Annotated in this window: 16 protein-coding genes; 7 read left to right on the top strand and 9 right to left on the bottom strand. The window is 72.4% G+C overall.

Annotated features, from left to right (window positions below; genetic code table 11):
• Positions 1-39: 39 nt before the first annotated feature.
• Positions 40-726 carry a response regulator gene (locus tag ACIGWZ_RS25390; protein WP_400068365.1) on the bottom strand — a complete coding sequence of 229 codons (687 nt, stop codon included), beginning with the start codon at positions 724-726 and terminating at the stop codon, positions 40-42.
• Complete coding sequence (locus ACIGWZ_RS25385; protein WP_400068363.1) at positions 723-1,988, bottom strand: sensor histidine kinase; 1,266 nt, start codon at positions 1,986-1,988, stop codon at positions 723-725. The genes ACIGWZ_RS25390 and ACIGWZ_RS25385 overlap by 4 nt, the downstream gene beginning before the upstream one ends.
• Positions 1,989-2,113: 125 nt before the next feature.
• On the opposite strand from ACIGWZ_RS25385, the gene ACIGWZ_RS25380 reads away from it, so the two are divergent.
• On the top strand, positions 2,114-2,704 hold the full coding sequence (locus tag ACIGWZ_RS25380) for a hypothetical protein (protein WP_400068361.1): 591 nt from the start codon (positions 2,114-2,116) through the stop codon (positions 2,702-2,704).
• On the opposite strand, the gene ACIGWZ_RS25375 is transcribed toward ACIGWZ_RS25380, so the two are convergent.
• From ACIGWZ_RS25375 to ACIGWZ_RS25365, 3 genes are read right to left on the bottom strand one after another with little or no spacing between them, the layout of a single operon-like run.
• Entirely contained in the window at positions 2,701-3,273 is a 573-nt protein-coding gene (locus ACIGWZ_RS25375; protein WP_400068360.1) for a cob(I)yrinic acid a,c-diamide adenosyltransferase, read from the bottom strand. The genes ACIGWZ_RS25380 and ACIGWZ_RS25375 overlap by 4 nt on opposite strands.
• A 10-nt stretch (positions 3,274-3,283) precedes the next feature.
• Positions 3,284-4,048 (bottom strand): ABC transporter permease, encoded by a 765-nt coding sequence (locus tag ACIGWZ_RS25370; protein ID WP_400068358.1) that lies wholly within the window; start codon positions 4,046-4,048, stop codon positions 3,284-3,286.
• 28 nt (positions 4,049-4,076) lie between these two features.
• Positions 4,077-4,862: an ABC transporter ATP-binding protein gene (locus tag ACIGWZ_RS25365; RefSeq protein ID WP_400068356.1), complete on the bottom strand. Its 786-nt coding sequence runs from the start codon at positions 4,860-4,862 to the stop codon at positions 4,077-4,079.
• A gap of 82 nt (positions 4,863-4,944) precedes the next feature.
• On the opposite strand from ACIGWZ_RS25365, the gene ACIGWZ_RS25360 reads away from it, so the two are divergent.
• The 4 genes from ACIGWZ_RS25360 (at position 4,945) to ACIGWZ_RS25345 (ending at position 9,939) form a co-directional block, all read left to right on the top strand.
• On the top strand, positions 4,945-5,586 hold the full coding sequence (locus tag ACIGWZ_RS25360; protein WP_400068354.1) for a TetR/AcrR family transcriptional regulator: 642 nt from the start codon (positions 4,945-4,947) through the stop codon (positions 5,584-5,586).
• 158 nt (positions 5,587-5,744) lie between these two features.
• Positions 5,745-6,593, top strand: coding sequence for a 3-hydroxyacyl-CoA dehydrogenase family protein (locus tag ACIGWZ_RS25355; RefSeq protein ID WP_400068352.1), 849 nt, complete (start codon positions 5,745-5,747; stop codon positions 6,591-6,593).
• Between the two features lie 156 nt (positions 6,594-6,749).
• Positions 6,750-7,073 (top strand): STAS domain-containing protein, encoded by a 324-nt coding sequence (locus ACIGWZ_RS25350; RefSeq protein WP_400068350.1) that lies wholly within the window; start codon positions 6,750-6,752, stop codon positions 7,071-7,073.
• A gap of 295 nt (positions 7,074-7,368) precedes the next feature.
• Positions 7,369-9,939, top strand: coding sequence for an ATP-binding protein (locus tag ACIGWZ_RS25345; protein WP_400068348.1), 2,571 nt, complete (start codon positions 7,369-7,371; stop codon positions 9,937-9,939).
• Between the two features lie 57 nt (positions 9,940-9,996).
• Here the strand turns inward: ACIGWZ_RS25345 and nucS are convergent, their stop codons facing one another.
• On the bottom strand, positions 9,997-10,659 hold the full coding sequence (gene nucS, locus ACIGWZ_RS25340; protein ID WP_400068346.1) for an endonuclease NucS: 663 nt from the start codon (positions 10,657-10,659) through the stop codon (positions 9,997-9,999).
• Between the two features lie 251 nt (positions 10,660-10,910).
• On the opposite strand from nucS, the gene ACIGWZ_RS25335 reads away from it, so the two are divergent.
• Positions 10,911-11,303 (top strand): SCO5389 family protein, encoded by a 393-nt coding sequence (locus ACIGWZ_RS25335; RefSeq protein ID WP_400068344.1) that lies wholly within the window; start codon positions 10,911-10,913, stop codon positions 11,301-11,303.
• 170 nt (positions 11,304-11,473) lie between these two features.
• Here ACIGWZ_RS25335 and ACIGWZ_RS25330 read toward each other — a convergent pair whose 3' ends face one another.
• A complete protein-coding gene (locus ACIGWZ_RS25330) occupies positions 11,474-12,514 on the bottom strand; it encodes an LLM class flavin-dependent oxidoreductase (RefSeq protein WP_400068342.1) in 1,041 nt (346 codons plus the stop codon).
• Between the two features lie 225 nt (positions 12,515-12,739).
• Here ACIGWZ_RS25330 and ACIGWZ_RS25325 point away from each other — a divergent pair, with 225 nt between their 5' ends.
• On the top strand, positions 12,740-13,057 hold the full coding sequence (locus ACIGWZ_RS25325) for an ATP/GTP-binding protein (RefSeq protein WP_400068340.1): 318 nt from the start codon (positions 12,740-12,742) through the stop codon (positions 13,055-13,057).
• A gap of 12 nt (positions 13,058-13,069) precedes the next feature.
• On the opposite strand, the gene ACIGWZ_RS25320 is transcribed toward ACIGWZ_RS25325, so the two are convergent.
• Positions 13,070-14,365, bottom strand: coding sequence for an ABC transporter permease (locus tag ACIGWZ_RS25320; protein WP_400068338.1), 1,296 nt, complete (start codon positions 14,363-14,365; stop codon positions 13,070-13,072).
• A complete protein-coding gene (locus tag ACIGWZ_RS25315) occupies positions 14,362-15,567 on the bottom strand; it encodes an ABC transporter ATP-binding protein (protein ID WP_400068336.1) in 1,206 nt (401 codons plus the stop codon). The genes ACIGWZ_RS25320 and ACIGWZ_RS25315 overlap by 4 nt, the downstream gene beginning before the upstream one ends.
• Between the last annotated feature and the right edge of the window lie 3 nt (positions 15,568-15,570).

Raw genomic sequence — 15,570 nt, 5'->3', positions numbered from 1 at the left:
GGGCGCTCGTACCCCTTAGGGGATCCGTTCGGCCGCACCCTAAGGCCCGTCGACCCCCAACTCCTGTGCCAGCACGGCCGCCTGGACCCGGCTGCGCAGGCCCAGCTTTCCCAGCAGCCGGCTGACATGTGTTTTGACGGTGGCCTCCGCCATCGCCAACCGCAGCGCGATATCGGCGTTCGACAGCCCCCGCCCCAGGCATCCCAGCACCTCCCGCTCGCGCGGCGTCAGCGCGTCCAGGACGGCGGGATCCGGGCCGTCGCCGCTCCGGGCCGGCCGCGCCGCCGTCTGCGGGCGGGCGAACTCCGCGATCAGCCGTCGCGTCACCGCCGGCGCGATCAGCCCCTCGCCGGACGCCACCGTACGCACCGCCGTCAGCAGCGCGGGCGCGTCGCTGTCCTTGAGCAGAAAGCCCGCGGCCCCCGCCCGGAGCGCCCCGAAGACGTATTCGTCCAGGTCGAACGTGGTCAGCACGAGCACGTCCGCCAGCCGCTCGGCGACGATCCGCCGGGTGGCGGAGACCCCGTCGAGCCGGGGCATCTGGAGGTCCATGAGGACCAGGGCGGGCTTCAGCTCGTGGGCGAGCCGTACCGCTTCCTCGCCGTCCACCGCCTCCCCGACCACCTCGATGTCGGGGGCGGAGCGCAGGATGAGCACCAGCCCGGCCCGTACGGCGGACTGGTCCTCGGCGACGAGGACCCGGATCGGTGCTGCGGCGGCTGTCATCGTTGTCGTTCCTCCTCGGAGGCGGGCAGCGCGGCCCGCACCAGCCAGACCTTGCCGGCCGGCCCACGGCGGGGGCCGGCCTCGAATTCCCCGCCGAGCAGGGCGATCCGCTCGTGCATCCCGACCAGCCCGGCGCCGGAGCCGGGCGCGCGAGGGCCCGGCCGGTCGGCGTAGGGGCTGCGGACGGTCACGGTGAGCGGCCCGTCGCCGTTCTGGGCGAGCCGGACCAGGACCTCGCCGGGCGCGGCGTGCTTGAGCGCGTTGGTCAGCGACTCCTGGACGATGCGGTACGCGGCGAGCTCGACGGGCGCCACCAGGCGGGGCTTGGCCGGCGGACCGTCCAGTACGAAGGACAGCCCGCTGCTCGCGCCGTTGGCACGGGCCTGGGTGATCAGCGCCTCCAGGCCGTCCAGCGTGGGCGTCGCGGCCGGAGCGTCGCCACCGTCGGCCGCTTTCGCGTCCCGCAACAGGCCGATGAGGCGGCGCATTTCGGCCAGACCTTGCACGCTGTTCTCGCGGATCACCCCCAGGGCCTCGCGGGTCGCCGCCGGGTCGTCGATGGTCTGCGCGGCGGTCGAGTGGATCGCGATCGCCGACAGATGGTTGGCGACCACGTCATGCAGCTCGCGCGCCATCCGCGCCCGTTCCCCGGCCACCGCCTGCGCACGGTCCATCTCGGCCAGCAGCGCGGTCTGCTCGGCACGCAGCCGGGCGGCCTGGGCGGCGTCGCGGTGGTTACGGATGAGGGAGCCGGTCCAGGCCGGGGCGATGGTGCCGAGGGCGATGACGATGCTGAAGATGACGACCTGGGGGTCGTGCCAGAGCGCGACCAGCGTGACGGTGGCAAGGAGCGTCAGCAGGACGCTGTAGAACGGGATCCGGCGGGCGGCGGCCGGTCCGCCGTAGAGCACCGCCGCGTAGACCACGTCGGTGAACATCAGGACCGTGGCGACCAGGGTGCCGCTGCAGATGTCCAGGGCCAGTGCCAGGACGGCGACGGCCAGTGCGGCCATCGGTGCCGTACGGCGGATCAGCTCGGCCCCCGACATCGCGGTGAGGGCGACCAGGGTGAACGGGGCGGACAGGCCGAACAGCGGCGGGCCGCCGTGCAGACGCAGCGTCCACAGCAGCAGCCCGCACAGCAGCCCGCCGCCCGCGATGAGCACATCGATACGGTGCGGCCGGCGGGGCGCGGCGAGGGTGCGGTCGGTGTGGGCTGGCACTCCTCCATCCAACACGCCGCGGGGCCGTCGCCGCCTCATCCCTGCAGACACCCCGCTACATCGAAAGATGCAGTCCCGGATCGTCGCCCGCGACGACGTTCCGGCCGCCCGCCGCTGCGAGCCTGGAGAGGAACGGAGGATCGGCACGCAGAGAGGGAACCGTCGTGGTCGTCACACTGATCATCGTCTGCGAGGTCGGCTTCTGGGTGCTGCTGGCCGTCGGCCTGGCGCTGCGCTACCTGGCCCGGATGCCCCGTACCGGAGCGGCGGTGCTCCTGATGGAGCCGCTGCTGGAGCTGGTCCTGTTGATCGTCACCGCCATCGACCTGAAGAACGGCGCCGCGGCGGACTGGAAACACGGCCTGGCCGCCGTCTACATCGGCTACACCGTCGCCTACGGCCACTACACGATCACCTGGGTCGACGGCCACTTCTCGCACCGCTTCGCCGGCGGCCCGCCCCCGGTCAAGCCCCCGCGCTACGGCCTCGCCCGCGCCCGCCACGAGGGCAGGCTGTGGCTGCGTACGCTGCTGATGGTCGCCGTCGCGGCGGCCCTGCTCCAGATCGCCATCTGGTACGTCGGCGACGACGGCGACAGCGCCTCGCTGCGCGACTGGCAGTTCACCTCGCTGCGGATCCTCGCCCTCCACGGCCTCGTCGCCGCCACGTACCTCATCCGGCAGAAGAAGGACCCGGGCGGGGCCACGGCGGCGGAGGCCCCGGACCGGCCGCGGGTGACGACGCCGGAGCGCTAGCGCTCGCCGCCGGGCACCCACAGCACGTCCCCGACCTCCTTGTTGGCCGTGCGCGCCAGGATGAACAGCAGGTCGGAGAGCCGGTTGAGATACGTGGCGGTCAGCGGATTCATCGTCTCGCCGTGCTCCTCGAACGCCGCCCAGGTGGAGCGCTCCGCGCGCCGTACGACCGTGCAGGCCTGGTGGAGCAGCGCGGCGCCGGCCGTGCCGCCCGGGAGGATGAAGCTGCGCAGCTTCTCCAGCTCGGCCAGGAAGCGGTCGCAGTCGGCCTCCAGCTTGTCGACATAGGCCTGTTCGACGCGCAGCGGCGGGAACTCCGGGTTCTCCACCACCGGCGTCGCCAGGTCGGCACCGACATCGAAGAGGTCGTTCTGCACGCGCAGCAGCACCGTGGCGACGTCGTCCGGCAGCGAGCCGAGGGCGAGGGCCACGCCGATGGCGGCGTTGGCCTCGTTGGCGTCCGCGTAGGCCGAGATCCGCGAATCGGTCTTGGCGGTCCGGCTCATGTCGCCGAGGGCGGTGGTGCCCTTGTCGCCGGTGCGGGTGTAGATGCGCGTCAGATTCACCATGCGGCCGAGCCTACGCCGCGGACCTGCGGAACGCCCGGGTGCACAGGGCCATCGACAGCGCGGAGAAGGCGAGCGCGACCAGGACGCCGTAGAGCATGGCGGTGGAGGCGTACGAGCCGGTGAACGCCGCCCGGACCGCGTCGACGAGGTAGCGGAATGGCACGAAGTGCGAGACCACATCGAGCCACTGGGGCCCCAGCGTCATCGGCAGCATCAGCCCGGACAGCAGCATCGAGGGCAGGGTGACGGCGTTGATGACCGGTCCGAATTCCTGCGGGGAGTTGACCTTCAGCGCCAGCGCATACGAGAGCGAGGCCAGCGCCACGGTCAGTACGGCGACGAAGCCGAAGCCGATCAGGATGCCGGCCAGTGGTGCGCGCAGGCCCATGACCAGCGCGGCCAGCACCAGCAGCACGGCCTGGAAGACGAACAGCGCGGCATCGCGCAGGACCCGTCCCAGCAGCATCGCCAGCCGGCTCACCGGGGTGACCCGCATCCGCTCCACGACCCCGTACTGCTTCTCGACGATGATGCCGAATCCGCAGAACGCGGCCCCGAACAGGGCGAGTTGGAGGAGCAGTCCGGGCACCAGTATCCGCCAGGAGCTGCCGGGAGATCCGGACGGGGACATGGGCAGGCCGGTCAGCAGCGGGCCGAAGAAGACCAGATACAGCAGCGGCATGACGATGCCGAAGAGCATCTGGAGCCGCGAGCGCAGGGTCTGGCGGGCGTAGCGCCCGAAGATCAGCGCGGTGTCGGAGAGGAATGCGGACACATGTGCTCCTGAGGTGCGGCGGGCCGGGTCAGGCGGCGAGGGGGGCGGCGTTCTCGCCGGGCGCGAGACCGTGCCCGGTGATGGCGAGGAAGGTGTCCTGGAGGGAGGCGTCGGGGGAGCCGGCGTGGGCGCGCTTGAGGGCGTCCGGGGTGCCCTCGGCGACCACCACCCCCTTGTCGACGATCACCAGCCGGTCGGCGAGCGCATCGGCCTCGTCGAGGTAGTGGGTGGTCAGAAAGACGGTGGTGCCGTGCTCGGCGCGGATGCGGCGGACCAGGTCCCACAGGTCGGCGCGGCTGCCGGGGTCGAGGCCGGTGGTCGGCTCGTCGAGGAAGAGCACCTGGGGGCGGTGGGTGAGGCCCATCGCGATGTCCAGCCGCCGCCGCTGGCCGCCGGAGAGCGCGGCGGTCCTGCGGTCCAGCAGCTCGGTCAGGCCCAGGTCGGCGGCCAGTTCCTCGGTACGGGCGTGCGCTTGGGGCTTGGTCAGGCGGTAGAGGCGGGCCTGGGTGACCAGCTCCTCGCGCACCGAGACGTGGGGGTCGACGCCGCCGGACTGGGCGATGTATCCGCAGGCGCGGCGCACGCCCGCCGGATCGCGGGCCAGGTCGCAGCCGGCGACGGTCGCGCTGCCGCCGGTGGGCGCCAGGAGCGTGGTGAGCATCCGCAGGGTGGTGGTCTTGCCCGCCCCGTTGGGGCCGAGGAAGCCGAGGATCTCGCCGCGTTCGACGGTGAGGTCGATGCCGCGGACGGCCTCGACGGGGCCGCGTTTGGTGGTGAAGGTCCGGGCGAGTCCGGACGCGGTGATGACTGGCATGGCAGACAGAGAAGCAGAGGCTCCCCAAAATTGCAATGCCTCCAAAAATTAAGAGAGCCCAGCGAAGGGTAGGGTGAAGGGCATGGCAGAGGGACTCAGGGAGCGGAAGAAGCGGCAGACCCGCCAGTTCATCTCGGACGTGGCCACCGGCCTCTTCATGCAGCGCGGCTTCGACGCGGTGACCATCGCCGAGATCGCCGAGGCGGCGAACGTCTCCGTCAACACGGTCTACAACTACTTCCCGGCAAAGGAAGACCTGTTCTTCGACCGGAGCAAGGGGCTGGTCGACCGGCTGGCGCGGTTCGTACGGGCCCGCGACGCGGGGGAGTCGGCCGCCGCCGCCGTCCTGCGGGAGCTGCGCGAGGAAGTGGTGAGCGTCTCGCCCAAGGTGGGGCTCATCGAGGGGTACGAGCAGTTCATGAAGGTCGTCCACGGCTCGGCGACCCTCCAGGCCCGCCTGTGGCGCGTACAGCAGGAGCAGTACGAGAACCTGGCGGCCGCCCTCCGGCAGGAGACCGGCGCGGCCGCCGACGACCCGCTGCCGGGACTGATGGCGGGCCAGATCGACTGGGTGCACCAGACCTTGATGACCACCATCGCCGACGAGATGATCGCCGGCCGCAAGCCGGGGGTCGTCTCCCGCGAGGCCCTCGCCCTGCTCGACGAGATGGAGGCGCTGCTGAGCGACAAGGTCCTCAACTACGCCGTACGGGCGGACGGCTGACGGCCTTCCGTGCCGCCGCGGGGCCCCGTCGGTGTGATGTCCGTCATCTGAGACGTGACGCGCATCTCTTACGTACCAATGGATCGCCCCCGACCGCTAACGTCGCCCTGAGAGTCGTCCGTAGAGCCGTCAAGTGCACAGGGTGTTAGGGGACAGCAGTGGCAAGGAAGCTCGCCGTCATCGGGGCCGGACTCATGGGGTCCGGTATCGCGCAGGTCTCCGCCCAGGCGGGATGGGACGTCGTCCTCCGCGATGTGACGGACGAGGCGCTGGCCCGCGGCAAGGGCGGCATCGAGGCCTCGTACGAGAAGTTCGTCACCAAGGGGAAGCTGGAGGCGGCGGCCGCCGAGCAGGCGCTGGCCCGCATCACCACCACCACCGACCTGGAAGCCGTCGCCGACGCCGATATCGTTGTCGAGGCGGTCTTCGAGAAGGTCGAGGTCAAGCGCGAGATCTTCCAGTCGCTGGACAAGCTCGCCAAGGACGAGGCGGTGCTCGCCTCCAACACCTCCGCCATCCCGATCACCAAGATCGCCGCGGCCACCTCCCGCCCCGAGCGGGTCGTGGGGACGCACTTCTTCTCGCCGGTGCCGATGATGCAGCTGTGCGAGCTGGTGCGCGGCTACAAGACCAGCGACGAAACGCTCGCCACCGCACGGGAATTCGCCGAGTCGGTCGGTAAGACCTGCATCGTCGTCAACCGCGATGTGGCCGGCTTCGTCACCACCCGGCTGATCTCCGCACTGATCGTCGAGGCGGCGAAACTGTACGAGTCCGGCGTGGCCACCGCCGAGGACATCGACATCGCCTGCAAGCTGGGCTTCGGCCACGCCATGGGACCGCTGGCCACCGCCGATCTGACGGGCGTCGACATCCTGATGCACGCCACCGACAACATCTACACCGAGTCCCAGGACGAGAAGTTCGCGCCGCCGGAGCTCATGCGGCGCATGGTGGATGCGGGCGATATCGGCCGCAAGAGTGGGCAGGGCTTCTACAAGCACTGATACCGCTGAGTCCGCATCGGGGTCCTGGACCCCGATGCGATCACCCTGCGGGGTGAATTCGGTATCGGTTCGCTTACAAGCGGCAACTTCGCCGCATGAGAGGCAGTCAGTTCTGTAGACGTCAAGGGCAGACAACCCATCAATCGGGGAGCGCATATGCACATCAGGGGCGACCACGTCGAGCTGGTCGTCGGGGGCCGCCTCGACGTCCGCAGCGCGGCGGACGCCCGTTCGGCCCTGCACGCCGCCGTCGACTCCGGCCATGGCGATCTCGTACTGGACCTGACCGAGCTGGACTCCTGGGACGCCACCGGCCTCGGCGTGATCATGGGGGCGCACCGCCGCGCGGGCCGGGTCAACCGCCGGCTGGTGCTGCGCGGCGTGCCGCCCCAGATGCAGCGCCTCCTGGTCGCCACCCGCCTGCACCGCATCCTCGCCATCGAGGGCGGCATCGAAGCGGAATCGCTTCCTCGCGTGTGAGGCACCGGATGCGAGGCCGTGGGGGGAGGCGCCGCGGGGCGCGGGACAACCGGATGAAAGCAGTGAAGGCGGAGAATCCGGACCTGCCGGGATGTTCGGCGTGTTCGGTGCAGTGTCCGGCCCCAGCGATACCCCGCCCCGCGCCCCGGGGCTAAGGTGCGGTTGCCCGCCGTATGCCTTCACGGCGGTGGGCACCGGACCAGACCAGACGCCACGGCCAGGGAATCCCGGCCGGAGCCGGGGGTGCGAACGGCCGGAAGAGCAGTCGGGCACGCCAGATCTGGGAGCTTGCAGCATGGACCCGAACACGAACCGGGGACCTGAGGAGTACGCCGAACAGGGCCACCCTGCCGAGGCGCCGACCCACCCCTTCGGCACCCCACAGGACGGCTCCGGCGGCCAGGCCCGCGTCGTACGGCTGGTCTCGGGCGGCTACCTCGTCACCGTCAACCCCATCGACGGCAGCGAGATAGAGCCCTGCCCGCCCGGCGAACGCCCGTCCCTCCCCGGCAAGCTCCGGCCCGAGGAACGCGCCGAGGCCGCCCGCGCCGCCGCGCCCCCGCTGCCCGCCGGGCCGCTCGCCTTCGCCGGGCACGAAACCGTCCTCGAGGAACGGTCCGAGGAGACCGAGCGCCTGGTACGGCTGCTCTCCCGCGGCCGCTCCGTGCGCGTCACCGGCCCCTCCGGATCGGGCCGCACCCGCCTGCTGGACGCCGTCGCCACCGCCTGCGCCGACCTCGCCCCCGACGGCGTCATCCGGCTCTCCGGCTACCGCCGCACCCCCACCGACGTGCTGTACGCGCTGTTCGGCGCCGTCTACCGCGCCCCGCAGCACCGCCCCGACCGCCCCGAGCTGCTGCGCCGGCTCCGCGCCATCGGTGCGATCGTCGTCCTGGACGACCTGGAGTTCGGCGGCACCGCGCTCGACGAACTGCTCGACGCCACCCCCGAGTGCGCCTTCCTGATCGCCGCCACCCCCGGCGTCCCGGCGCCCAGCGCCGGCTCCCCCCTCGAGGAGGTCTTCCTCGGCGGGATCGGCCGCGGCGCCTGCGTACGGATGCTGGAGCGCGCCGTGGACCGGACGCTCACCCCCGACGAGGAGGCCTGGGCCGCGGACCTGTGGTTCGAGTCCGAGGGCCTGCCGCTGCGGTTCGTCCAGGCCGCGGCGCTGCTGCGGCGGCGCGACCGCGTCCTCTCCGAGGCGACGGCCACCGGCGCCGAGACCGACGGCCCGGACGCCACCGACGCCACCCAGGACGGACCCGCCGGCTCCGACGGGCACCCCGACGGCCCGCTGCCCACGCTCGGCGAGGCCGCCTCGCCGGTACCGCTGCTCGCCGCCCGGCTCAGCGCCGCCGCCCGGGAGACGCTGCGCTTCGCGGTCGCGCTCGGCGGCGAACTGCCGCACCAGGCGCATCTGCCCGCGCTCACCGAGGACACCCACGCGGACGCCGTCCTCGGCGATCTGCTGGGCAGCGGACTGATCACCCCGGCCGGGTCCCACTACCGGCTGGCCGCCACCGTCCAGGACCAGCTGGCGGCCGACGGCTACGCCGAGGGCGCCGCCGCCCGGGCACACACCGCCGCCCAGCACTACTCCTGGTGGGCCGGCCACCCCTCGGTCACCCCCGAGCGGGTCGCCGGCGAGGCGGATGCGGTGCTGGCCGCGATGGGCGTGCTGACCGCCAGCCGGGAGAGCGGCCACGCCAGCGCGGCCGTGCTGCTCGCCCGTACGGCCGCGCCCGCGCTCGCCGCCGCGCTGCGCTGGAGCGCCTGGGAACGCAGCCTGCGGCACGGCCAGGAGGCCGCGCGGCGCGCCGGCGAGGTCGCCGAGGAGGCCTACTTCCACCACGAGCTGGGCGTGCTGGCGCTGTGCACCGGCAGCCTGGACCGGGCGCGGGCCGAGCTGGAGGCGTCCATCGGGCTGCGCGGGGTGCTCTCCGACCGCCGGGGCGCGGTCGCGGGGCGGCGCGCACTGGCGCTGGTCAGCGACCGCTCACGGGCCGATTCGGCGGCCGCCGACACCACCGTCCTCAAGGCCACCGGCGGGCCCAGGACCGGCGCCACCGCGAAGGCACCGGACGTAGCCGCCGGGGCGGCAGAGCCGTCGCCCGACGCCGTCCCGACCGCCAAGCTGCGCCTCCCGCGCTCCGAGAGGACCGGCGTCACGGTCGTCGCCCGGGGCGCGGCGAGCACCGAGGCCACCACCGCCCTGCCGGCCACCGCGGGCGCCCTCGGCAAGCGGTCGGCCCGGCGCAACCTCGTCGCCGCGGGCGCCGGAGCGCTGCTGGTGGCCGTGCTCGGCACCGTCGTCACGCTCGGGATGACGTCCGACGACGACTCCAAGGGCGGCGACCACGTCACCTCGGAACAGACCACCCCGGACGGCGAGAACCCGGAACTGCCGACCGACGCGCCCACAACGGGCTCGAGCCTGCCGCCCTCCGGCCCCGGTACGTCCACGCCGACCGGCGCCGGCCACGAGGGCACCGGGTCCCCCTCGGCGAGCGACCCCGCCACCAGCCAGTCACCGGCCGACCCCAGCACCCGGCCGTCGGACCCGACCACCGGCCCGAACACGCCCACCGGCGATCCCACCACTCCCACGAGCAGGCCGACCCGGCCGACCCACAAGCCGACCGGCCGGCCGACCGAACCGACGCCGACCCAGGACCCGACCGGCGAGCCGACGGACCCGACGCCGACCGAGGACCCCACGGACAAGCCGCCCACGCAGAGCCCGTCGGGGACGAGCCCCGACTCGGCGTCCGCGTCAGCGGCGGGACCGTCCGCACCCGGCTCGGGCACCCCGTCGAGCGCCCAGAGCGGCAGCCCGTCGACCACCGAGAGCACCTCCACCGCCTGATACGAGAGCCCGGGCCCCGGTCGTCCGGGTCCCGGGCTCCGTGCAGCGGCAGCGGGCTCAGAACAGCCGCAGCTTGTCGTCCTCGATGCCGCGCAGGCCGTCGTAGTCCAGCACGACACAGCCGATGCCACGGTCGGTGGCCAGTACGCGCGCCTGCGGCTTGATCTCCTGGGCCGCGAAGACGCCCTTCACGGGCGCCAAGTGCGGGTCGCGGTTGAGGAGTTCGAGATAGCGCGTGAGCTGCTCGACACCGTCGATCTCGCCCCGCCGTTTGATCTCCACGGCCACGGTCTGACCCTCCGCGTCGCGGCACAAGATATCCACGGGGCCAATGGCAGTGGGGTATTCACGCCGAATCAGGGAGTAGCCCTCGCCAAGGGTCTCGATCCGGTCGGCGAGCAGCTCCTGAAGGTGGGCCTCCACGCCGTCCTTGATGAGGCCGGGGTCGACGCCGAGTTCGTGCGAGGAGTCGTGCAGGACCTCCTCCAGGGTGATGATGAGCTTCTCGCCACCCTTGTTCTCGACCGTCCACACATCGCCGTCACCCTCCTTGAGGGAACAGGGCGGGGACATCCAGTTGAGGGGTTTGTAGGCCCGGTCGTCCGCGTGAATGGAGACGGAGCCGTCCGCTTTCACCAGGATGAGGCGGGGGGCCGAGGGAAGGTGGGCAGTGAGCCGGCCGGCGTAGTCCACGGAGCAGCGGGCGATGACGAGACGCATGGTGCGAAACGCTACTCGACCGGGGGCCGCCCGCGCGATTCGCCCTTGGGGCACGGTCTCTTTACGGGGGAAATCCCCGCACCCCCGGCGCTCGCCTTTGGCCGGTTGTATGTGCAATCTCCTGGTGCGGGCCTCTTGCGCGGCATACCGTTGAAGCAGGGGGTCGTGAGGCGAACACGCTCTGTCGCGAAACCCCTGGTCCCATCCCTGAGGCCCCGTCCGTCCCGGCGGGGCCGCGAGAGGAGAACCTCATGTCGCTCGACGTCTCACCGGCCCTCCTCGAACAGGCCGAGCGAGGCGAGGTCGACGAAGCCGCATTTGTCGACTGCGTCCGGAACTCCCTGCCCTACGCATGGGGGATGATCAGCTCACTGGTGGCTCAGCTGAAGGTGGACGGCGGTCAGTTCGCCGACAACCAGACGCCGCCGCCGGACGAGCAGGCGCGCGGCCAGCTGCTGCGCGCGCTGGCGAGTGACGCCATCCGCGGAGCGTTGGAGCGTCACTTCGGAGTGCGCCTCGCTTTTCAGAACTGCCACCGGGTCGCGGTCTTCCCGCTCGACCCGGCCGTGGACGACCGCCTGGCCAAGTTCACCTCGATCCGGGGTCAGCTGCTGAACCAGTCGCCGGAACTGCGCGACTGCTGATCGGAGTTGCTGCCGCTGCGCAGCACGTGGGGGGCGCGCACCGTGCCCGTACGCCAGCGGCAGCACCACCGAACGACGGCACGACCTTCTTGGAAGTACGGCGCCATCGCATGACCGCACCACGCACCGCGCGGGGAACGCCGCACGCCGCTCCGCCCCGTCCGGCGGAGTCACCCCAGCTGCGGCAGGACCTCCGCGCCGAGCCTGCGGACGTTCTCCTCGGTGGCGGCGAGATCGCCGGAGCCCTCGACGAGCAGCGCGAACCGCCGGATGCCCGTACGCTCCGCCGACGCCGCCAGCCGGTCCACGCACAGCCGCGGCGGGCCGACCGGATGGAGCCCGCACAGCAGCTCCGTGTACGCCAGCGGATCCCGCATGGCGCGATAGCGGCCGTCGACCGTGACATGCGCACCCAGCCCCTGCCGCAGCCAGCCGGGCATCGCCTTCGTCAGGGTCTCCTCGGCGTCCCGCCGGGCGTCGGCGATCTGCACCACGCCCGCCGACACATGCTCGGCCGCGGCCACTTCGTCACCGTCCCGGCCGGCCTCCCGCGCGGCCGATCGCCACAGCGCGACCATCTCCGCCTTCTCCTCGTCGCCGCAGTGCATGCCGAGCAGCATCGGCAGCCCGCGCGCGGCGGCGAGCCGTACGGAGGCGGGGGAGGTGCAGGCGACCACCACGGGCGGCCCGGAGGCCGTGCCGTCCGGATCGGTCAGCGCCTCGTCGGGCCGGGGCACGACCGCCACCTCCCGGAACGCATAGCGTTCACCCGCCGCGCCGACCCGCGGCTCGCGCAGCCAGCGCAGCAGCAGATCGAGCGACTCCGGGAACCCGTGGTCGTACGCGGCCAGTCCGGCGCCGAAGACCTCGAGATCCACCCAGGGCCCGCCCCGGCCGACGCCGAGCGTGAACCGGCCCTCGGAAGCGAGATGCAGCAACGCCGCCTGCTCACCGAGCGCCACCGGATGCTGGGTCGGCAGCACACTCACCGCCGTACCGACCCCGATCCGTTGGGTGCGGCCCAGCAGCAGCGCGGCCAGCGTCACCGCGTTCGGACAGACGCCGTACGGCACGAAGTGGTGTTCCGCCAGCCAGACATCGTCGAGCCCGGCCTCCTCCGCCACCTGTGCGGAGCGCACCGCGCGGTGCAGTGCTTCCCCCTGTCCCTGGCCCGGGAATTGTGCGGCCAGGATGAAAGCGCCAACGCGCATCGCTCTCTGCCTCCTCGCAGCCGACGCGGCTTCCCCCTTACAGGCAACAACGCCTGACACGTGCCAAGGGCACGGCCTGACGCGAAATTTCCCGATGATCGCAGAAACCTGCCGGGCGCGGTCCACCCGTGACCGGGCCGCGTACGCTGGTGACAACCCTCCCCCCACGCTCGACTCCGCTCGCCCGGGGGGACCCCCATCCCCGCAGATTGCCCGAGGTGCTCAGTGTCCCCGCGTCGAAACCGCCAGCGCGGCGGTGCGAACCCCGTCGACCGCATGGGCGGTGACCGCTACGGCCTGGAACGGACCGAGGAATGGCGCGGCGAGGACTGGACCGTACGGCAGGTCGGGGGCGGCGGCGCGGCCAAGCACTACCGCTGCCCCGGCTGCGACCAGGAGATCCCGCCCGGCGTACCGCACATCGTCGCCTGGCCGCAGCACGGCGATGTCGACGACCGCCGGCACTGGCACAAGGCCTGCTGGAACGCACGGGACCGCCGGAGCGCGCGGCTCCAGCGGTCCCGAAATGCACCCAGGTACTGACGTCCCCGGGGTCTACACGTCGCGCCGCTCCTGGACGGCGAATGCGGCGCCCAGCACGACGGCGGTGACGCCGGCGAGGATCCACAGCGGGTTCCAGCCCTGCGGGCCGGACTCCCCGAGGAACGGAATGCCGTACAGCGTCGCCAGGGAGTTGGGGACCGAGTAGTTGATCAGCGCCTCGGTGAGCCACTTGAGGCTGTTCGCGCCGAGCATGAAGACCGCGAGCAGCATCGGCAGCAGGACCACGCCGAACATGGCGCTGATGGCGCCGGCGGAGTGCCGCAGCAGCGAGCCGACCGCCAGGGCGAGCAGGCCGAGCACCGAGACATAGAGTCCGGCGCCCACCGTGCACCGCAGCCATTCGCCGGTCGTCGGCTCCGGGCCGTCCACCACGCCGGACATCACGGCGGCGACGAGCGTGGTGGACAGCGTCGTGATCACGAAGGCGAGCAGGAAGAACACGATCGCCTTGGCGGCGAGCACCCGGGCCCGGCTGGGGCAGGCGGTCATGGTCGTCCGGATCATCCCCGTCCCGTACTCGGAGGAGATCACCAGGACGCCGAGCGGGATGATGCACAGGGTGCCCAGCATGACGCTGAAGAACCCGAAGGCGATCCGGGGGTCGGCGGTGTGGCCCGACATGGCGGTGGCGGTGAGCAGGCCGATGCCGACGATCAGCAGGACCATCACGCCCAGCGTCCAGATCGTCGAGCGCACCGAGCGGATCTTCGTCCACTCGGAGGCCAGGGCGTGGCCGAGGTGGGTGTTGTTCACCGGGATCGGGGAGACGTAACCGGGCTGTCCGCCCTGCCAGTTGGCGGCGGGCTGCAACTGCTGCGGCTGCTGCTGGGGGTGGGCCTGCGGGGGGACCGGCTGCTGGTAGGGCTGTGCCTGCGGCTGCTGGTGCGGCTGCTGGTGCGGCTGCGGAGCCGGGGCGGCCTGGGCCTGGAGCATCATCGTGCCCCCTTCCCTGCCGGGGCCGTGCGCGGCGAGCGGCCGGGGCTCCGGGTGCGGCTGGGGGAGCGGCTGCTGGGCCTGGAGCATCATCGTGCCCGCTTCCTTGGCCGGCGTGGGGCCCGGCGCGGGCTGCTGCTGTGGCGGCTGCTGGGCCTGGAGCATCATCGTGCCGGCTTCCCCGGCGGGCGCGGGCGGGCCCTGGGGCGCGGCCGGCGGCATCGGCGGTGGGGGTCCCCCCGCGCGAGCGGAGTCGAGCGCGGGGGAGGCCGGTACCGGCTGCTCGTGCGCGCCGGTGTCGTGCGGTCCGCGCTCAGGCTGCGGCTGGGGCTGCGGCTGCTGAGGGCTGGTCATCGGGCGTCCTCGTTCTGCGGCGTGGGCATGGCGGCGGGGGCGGCAGGGGCGGCCGGCGGCATCGGCGCGGCGGGCTGCGGCGGCTGCCCGTACGGGTGGGGTGCACCGTACTGCTCGGGTGCGGGTGCCCCGTACGGGTGACTCGGAGCCTGCCCCGGGGGCGGGTAACCGGGCCCCGGAACGGCGGGCGGCTGCTGCATGTACGGGGCCTGGCCGGCATACGGATGCGGTTGGCCCTGGCCGGGCGCATATCCGACCGGCATTTGCAGGCCCACCCGCTGGTCGGCCGTCGAGCGGTAGTCCACGGCGCCCTGGGTGAGCTGCATGTACGCCTCCTCCAGAGAGGCCTGGTGCGGCGAGAGCTCCCACAGCCGGACATCGGCCCCGTGCGCGAGATCGCTGATCCGGGGGAGCGGCAGCCCGGTCACCTTCAGCGCACCGTCCGGCTCGCGCTCGACCCGGGCACCCGCCTCGTCGAGCGCCGAGGTCAGCTTCTCGCGCTGCTCGGGCTCGGTGTCGGGGGTGCGAACCCGGGCGAAGTCGGCGGAGTTGGCCGAGATGAAGTCCTTGACGGCCATGTCGGCGAGCAGCTGCCCGCGGCCGATGACGATCAAGTGCTCGGCGGTGAGCGCCATCTCGCTCATCAGGTGGGAGGAGACGAAGACCGTACGGCCCTCCGCCGCCAGCTGCTTCATCAGGTTGCGCACCCACAGGATGCCCTCGGGGTCGAGGCCGTTGACCGGCTCGTCGAAGAGCAGCACCTGCGGGTCGCCGAGCAGCGCCGCCGCGATGCCCAGGCGCTGGCCCATGCCGAGCGAGAAGCCCTTGGAGCGGCGCCCGGCCACGGCCTGGAGGCCGACCACGCCGAGCACCTCGTCGACCCGGCGGGCCGGTATCCCGGAGAGCTGGGCGAGCGAGAGCAGATGCTGGCGCGCGCTGCGGCCGCCGTGCACGGCCTTCGCGTCGAGCAGCGCGCCCACCTGGCGGGGCGCGTTGGGGAGTTTGCGGAACGGGCGACCGGAGATGGTGGCGTGGCCCGAGGTCGGTGTGTCCAGGCCCAGGATCATCCGCATCGTCGTCGACTTGCCGGAGCCGTTGGGCCCCAGGAAGCCGGTGACGGTTCCCGGCCGTACCTGGAAGGACAGGTTGTGCACGGCCGTCTTGGCGCCGTAGCGCTTCGTCAGGCCGACTGCCTCGATCATTCT

Source organism: Streptomyces sp. NPDC053427 (assembly GCF_044544985.1).
GTDB lineage: Bacteria > Actinomycetota > Actinomycetes > Streptomycetales > Streptomycetaceae > Streptomyces.
This window is presented reverse-complemented; position numbering and strand designations above follow the sequence as displayed.

Bases quoted from the DNA above. Each gene is read 5' to 3' on its own strand.
- ACIGWZ_RS25390 (WP_400068365.1), bottom strand. From the start codon at position 726: ATGACAGCCGCCGCAGCACCGATCCGGGTCCTCGTCGCCGAGGACCAG.
- ACIGWZ_RS25385 (WP_400068363.1), bottom strand. From the start codon at position 1,988: ATGAGGCGGCGACGGCCCCGCGGCGTGTTGGATGGAGGAGTGCCAGCC.
- ACIGWZ_RS25375 (WP_400068360.1), bottom strand. From the start codon at position 3,273: ATGGTGAATCTGACGCGCATCTACACCCGCACCGGCGACAAGGGCACC.
- ACIGWZ_RS25365 (WP_400068356.1), bottom strand. From the start codon at position 4,862: ATGCCAGTCATCACCGCGTCCGGACTCGCCCGGACCTTCACCACCAAA.
- ACIGWZ_RS25360 (WP_400068354.1), top strand. From the start codon at position 4,945: ATGGCAGAGGGACTCAGGGAGCGGAAGAAGCGGCAGACCCGCCAGTTC.
- ACIGWZ_RS25350 (WP_400068350.1), top strand. From the start codon at position 6,750: ATGCACATCAGGGGCGACCACGTCGAGCTGGTCGTCGGGGGCCGCCTC.
- ACIGWZ_RS25345 (WP_400068348.1), top strand. From the start codon at position 7,369: ATGGACCCGAACACGAACCGGGGACCTGAGGAGTACGCCGAACAGGGC.
- nucS (WP_400068346.1), bottom strand. From the start codon at position 10,659: ATGCGTCTCGTCATCGCCCGCTGCTCCGTGGACTACGCCGGCCGGCTC.
- ACIGWZ_RS25335 (WP_400068344.1), top strand. From the start codon at position 10,911: ATGTCGCTCGACGTCTCACCGGCCCTCCTCGAACAGGCCGAGCGAGGC.
- ACIGWZ_RS25330 (WP_400068342.1), bottom strand. From the start codon at position 12,514: ATGCGCGTTGGCGCTTTCATCCTGGCCGCACAATTCCCGGGCCAGGGA.
- ACIGWZ_RS25320 (WP_400068338.1), bottom strand. From the start codon at position 14,365: ATGACCAGCCCTCAGCAGCCGCAGCCCCAGCCGCAGCCTGAGCGCGGA.
- ACIGWZ_RS25315 (WP_400068336.1), bottom strand. From the start codon at position 15,567: ATGATCGAGGCAGTCGGCCTGACGAAGCGCTACGGCGCCAAGACGGCC.